The following is a 5,582-nucleotide window of genomic DNA, read 5'->3' as shown; positions in this document are numbered from 1 at the left end:
GCATTGCCCGCCGCGTCGCGCTGCAGCCTGAGATTGTTGCCCGCCAGCATATCGCCGCGCTGGTTGGTGATGCTGCCGGCGTACAGCGCCAGGTTATTCGCCGCGTACAGCAGCGCAGTGTTCACGATACTGCCCGGTGCGCTGAGCGTCAGGCTGCCGAGCGTTCCGGCAAAACCGTTCGCCGTGATGTTGCCGCGGCTCGCCAGCGTCACATCGCCGCCGCCCTGCAGCGAACTGTTGCCGTTCAGCACAATGGCGTTGCCGCTTAGCGTACTCGCGCCGCTGCCGGTGGTGATTTGCCCATTGTTGGTCAGTTGCCCGCCCGCACTCAGGTTCACCGCCTGGCCCTGCATCACGCTCTGGTTATCTATCGCACCGTTACTGGTGATACTCAGGGTTTTCCCCGCCGCCAGCGCAGTTTTACCGGTAAACGCATCAGCCAGTTGCAGCGTCAGGTTGCCCAGCGCCACGATTTGCCCCAGTGCATCAAGCCCGGTCGCCCCCACAAACAGGTCACCGCCGCTGAAGAGCCTGCCGGCGGCGGACTGGTTCACCTGCGCGGCGTTCACCGTCAGCTGGCGGCTGCCCAGCAGCGTGCCGTTGTTGGTGAACTGACGGTAATTCAGTGTCAGGTCATTCGCCTGGGTGGTGCCCTGGTTCGTGAAGGTGTCGCCGGTGAGTGTCATCCGGTCAGCCAGCAGCGTACCGGTCGCGGCATTGTTCGCCGCATTCAGCATCAGGTCCGTCGCCTGCAGCCAGCCTGCGCCGGTGTACTGCGGCGCGGTCAGCGTCAGCGTCCCGCCGGAGAGCAGTTTCCCTTCGTTGCGCGCCTGCGTGGCGGCAGTAATCCGGGTGTCACCCGCGCCCTGAATCAGCCCGTAGTTGAGCAACTGCGGCGTGATGAGTGTCAGCCCCTGCCCGCTGACCAGCTGCGCACCGGCATTGTTGGTCAGTGTGTCTGCGCTGACCGTCACGCTGCCGCCCTGGAGGGTACCGGCGTTATCGACACGCTGTGCCGTCAGGTTCAGCGCCCCGTTGCCGGCAAGCTGCCCGCCCGCCTGCTGGGTGAACGCGCCGGAGAGCGTCGCGGTCAGCCCGTCGCTGCCGCTGATGGCACCGCCGTTGCTCAGCGAACCGGCATTGAGGGTCAGGTTTTTCGCCGCCCACTGGCCGTTGTTCGTCAGCGACAGTGCCTGCAGTGCCGCCGTGCCCATGGCGGTGATTTTGCTGCCTGTCGCGGACGTCAGGTTCCCGGTAAGCTGAAGATTCAGCGCCCCGGCGCTCTGTATGGCACCGCGGTTGTCCAGCGACTGTGCCGCCAGCAGGATGTTATTCCCCTGCCAGGTGCCGGTGTTGTTCACGCTTCCGGCGGTGATATCCAGTGAGCCCTGCGTCAGCAGTGAACCGGCGTTAATCAGTTCAAGTTGCGGGGTGGCCATCGCCATCCGCGCCATCCGCGTCGCCGCTGCCGGGCTGTTATCCAGCGTCAGACTGTTGAGCCCGGTCAGCGTGCCGTTGTTAGTGATACGGCTTTCATGTGCCGACAGCGTTTTGCCCTGCACGCTGCCGTTGTTGGTGAGCTGTTGCCCGCGCAGGGTGATGTCCCCGGCGCTGAGCAGTTGTCCGTCGTTGTTCAGCGTCTGCGCGCGAAGCGTCATCGCGCCCTGGCTGGTAAGCGCGCCCGGCAGTGCCAGCGTGCCCGCCACATCCGCGTTCAGGCTGCCCTGGCTCAGCAGCGAACCGCCGAGCGTCCAGTCATCTGCCGTCACACTGACCCGTCCGCCCTGCAGGGTGCCCCCGGTGTTCAGTTGCCCGGCGTTCAGCGTGAAATCGCCGCCGCTCAGCGTACGCGAGTTCGCCCCGGTGACCAGCGTGGCGGCATCCGCACGCAGGCCGTTCGTCCCCTGCAACAGCCCGTTGCTGGTGAGTGTGGCGGCAGTAAGTGCCAGCGTGTCGCCGGTGAGGCGTCCGGCGCTGGTGATGGCGTCGGCCCGCAGGTCTGTTACGCCGCCGCTGACCATCTGCCCGTCGCTGGTGAGTGCACCGCTGTAGACACCGCTCAGGCCGTGCAGCCCGTTGATGAGGTTGCTGTTGTCGAGCGTGGTGCCGGTGAGGGAAACCGTCTCGCCCTGCAGCGTGCCGGCGTTACTCAGGCTGCCGCCGTCAAACGTCAGCGCACCACCGGAAAGCCAGTTACCGGAGGCGGTGTTGATGATGCTGCCTGCGTGCGTCTGTGCCTGCTGCGCGCCCTGAATCAGGCCGCTGTTAGTCAGCGTGTTGCCGGTCAGGGAAACGGTGTTCCCGGCAATCTGTCCGCTGTTGCCGAGCGCATCCGCGCGAAGCAAAGCCGCATGGTGTGCCAGCAGCGTGCCGCTGTTGCTCAGTGTGCTGTCAGAAGTGATATCCAGTGCGTCCGCTTCCAGACTGCCGCTGTTCACCAGCTTACCGGCATGAAGCGTCAGGGTATCCTGCACATACAGCAGCCCCTGGTTTTCCAGCGTATCAAGGTTTACATCAAGTGCACCGCCGCTTGCCAGCTGACCATTACGGCCATTAAACAGGCTCTGCGTGGCGAAGCTCAGGCTGCGATTGCCCTGCAGAATGCCGTTGCTGATGATGTCCGGTGCGGTCACGGCGAGGTCGTTTGCCGCCAGCGTGCCGTCGTTGTTCAGCTGTGCCGCGCGGATATCCGCCTGGCCCTGGCTCAGCATCTGCCCCTGGTTAGCGAGTGTGCCGGTAACCTGTGCGTTCAGCGCGTCCTGCGCCTGCACCGTGCCGCTGTTGTGCAGGCCATCCGTCGTTGCGGTCAGGGTTTTCCCCTGCATCCGGCCAGCGTTGTCCAGTGTGTTGCCCTGCAGTGCCAGACTGCCGCCGCTGACAAGCTGCCCGTCCGCGGTAGTGGTAAGTGTGTTGCCGTCCCACGTCAGCGTGTCAGTGCCCTGAATCAGACCGCTGCTGTGCAAATCGCCGTGCAGCGCAAGCACCTTCGCCATCAGCGTGCCGCTGTTCGTGCTGTTATCAGCCGTGAGCGTCATCCCCTGCCGGCTGACCACCTGGCCCTGGTTATCCAGCGTGCCGCTGACCGTGGCGGTCAGGCCGTTCTGCCCGAGTGCCGTACCGGTGTTCATCCACTGCCCGGTCGCGAGGTTCAGCGTGTCGCCCTGTATCTGCCCGGCGTTGTTCAGCCGGTCATATTTCAGCGACACCGCGCCGTTACTGAGCAGCAGACCGCCCTGCTGGTTAGTCAGCGTGGTGCCGGAAGCGGTCAGCAGCGCCGTGCCCTGCAGCGTGCCGCTGCTGGTGATGTCCGCGCTGTTCAGCGTCAGGTTTTTCGCGGCAATCAGGCCGCTGTTGCTCAGTTGCGGGGCATCCAGCGTGGCGACGTCGTCCGCGACAATGCGCCCGTTCGCCGCGTTATTCACCTGTTGCGCCAGCGTCAGCAGCAACGCGGTGGCACTCAGGTTGCCCTGGTTATCGAGGGTCTGCCCGCTGAGGTTCAGCGTACCCGCCGTCGCCAGCGACCCGCCGTTGGTGGTGTTCTGTGCGTTAAGCGTCAGCGCGTCGTCGCCCTGCACGCTGCCTGTATTACTGAGCGTGTTCGCGGTGATGCCGGTGGTTTTTGCCGCCAGCACGCCACGGTTGCTGATGTCATCCGCCGTCAGGCTGAGCGTGTTATCCGCCAGCAGCCGTCCGCTGTTCTCCAGGCCGGCGTAGTCACTGAACAGGTTCACACCGTTCATTTCGCCACTGCTGGTCAGGCTGTTGCCGTGCAGATGCAGGTCACCGTCGGTGGTGATTAACCCGCTGTTGTTCAGTTGCGGGATGGCAAGCGTCAGGTCTTTTGCGGAGTACAGCGTGCCGCCGGTGAGGTTTTCCAGCCAGTCCGTCTGCACATCAAGCGCGTGGGTGCCCTGCAACAGCCCGCTGTTGGTGACATGCTGACTGCCGAGGCTGAGTGTATCGGCGACCAGCGTACCGCTGTTGTTCAGCACATCGGGGGCGGTCAGGGTGATGGCTGACGCATTCGACTTCCCGCCGTGACTGACGGATTTCGCCGTTACGCTGAGCGTGCCTTTCGCCGCCTGAGTGCCGTTCAGCGTGGCGCTGTCAGCGGCCGTCAGGGTCAGGTCACTGCCGCTCTGCAGCTGTGCCTGCTGACGGGTCTGCAGGTCAGCCGCTTTCACGCTCAGGGCCTTACCGGCATTCACCTGCCCGCCGATATCAGCCGCGGTCTGCGAGGTCAGCGTCACATCACCTTTCGCGGTAATAGTGGAGCCGGTGCCGGTGGTCAGCGCACCGGCCTTCACGTTCAGGGAATCGTCTGCAGCCAGGGTGCCGTTGTTCTGTACCCCATCGCCGGAGGCAGCAAGCGTCTGCCCCTGCAGTGTGCCGCCGTTATTCAGCGTGCTGGTGGTGGCCGTAAGCTGACCTTTTGCCGCTACCGTCCCCTGGTTATCCAGTTGTGTGGCTGTAAGTCGGGTATCGCCGTCGGAGAGCAACGTGCCGCTGTTGTGCAGCGCATCGCCGGTCACGCCCAGCGTCTGGCCCTGCAGTGTTCCGCTGTTGTTCAGCGTGGACGCCGAGACGGTGAGCTGATTTTTCGCAGCGATGGTGCCCTGGTTATCCAGTTGTCCGGCGGTAATGCGGGTATCGCTGCCGGAAACCAGTTTCCCTTTCTGGGTAAGGTTCTGCGCCGTCAGGGCGATGTTCCCTGCGGCATTCGCCTGGCTGGCGGTGTCCGTGGTTATGTTTTTCCCGGCAAGCGCCATGTCGCCGCCGCTGGTGAGCGAACTGCTCGCCAGCGTGGTATTGCCGTTGCCGCTGAGCGTCAGTTTGCCGTCCGCCGCCAGCGTGGCGTTGTTCAGCGCCACGTCCTGCGAGCTGTTAACCGCGATATCGCCACCCGCTTTATGGCTGCCGGTGAGCGTCACGCCGTCGCCTTTAGCCGCCAGCGACCCGCTGGCGACACTCTCCCGGACGGTCATTTTCCCGTTCGCATCAAGCGTGATGTCGCCCTGGCGCGCCGCCAGGTTGCCGAGGTTCACCCCCACGCCTTTTTCCGTGGAAACCAGGTGAATACGGTTGGCATACATGCCGCCGAGTGCGCCGGTATCCACCGCCACCACAGGTGCCGCGCCCTCGCCGGTGATAGCGGTCGCCTTCCCGTTCGCATCCACCCGGTTCGCCCCGGTGGTGACCGTTAAATCCTTCGCATGGATGGCGGCGTTGACTTCGGTGGCACGGGAAATCAGTGACAGCGCGTCGCTGCCGCTGGCATTCAGCCCCTGGCCTTCGACGGTAATGGTGCCTCTGGTCACCTCGAGTGCCGAGAGGTTGCCCGCCGTGTCAAACTGCGGTTTACCGGTGGTCAGCGTCGCATTCGGCGTGTTGATAAAACCGCAGCCGTTACAGGTGATGCCATACGGGTTGGCGACCATCACATTGGCGGCTTTCCCCGCCACTTCGGTGTAGCCCTGCAGCTGTGAGCGGCTGCCGCCGGTCACTTCGTTGATAATGCCCTTCGCTTCCTGCCCGGCCTTCAGGTTCGGGTTGTTCTGGATAAGCCCGCCAAGCTGGGTCTG

1 protein-coding gene is annotated in these 5,582 nt (G+C 64.3%); it reads right to left on the bottom strand.

From position 1 onward, the window contains the following. Positions 1 to 5,582: filamentous hemagglutinin N-terminal domain-containing protein (locus ACFX4O_RS24280; protein ID WP_380211858.1), on the bottom strand; the 5,582-nt coding region annotated here is incomplete at both ends.

This window comes from Kosakonia sp. YIM B13571 (genome assembly GCF_042788095.1).
Lineage (GTDB): Bacteria > Pseudomonadota > Gammaproteobacteria > Enterobacterales > Enterobacteriaceae > Kosakonia > Kosakonia quasisacchari.
This window is presented reverse-complemented; position numbering and strand designations above follow the sequence as displayed.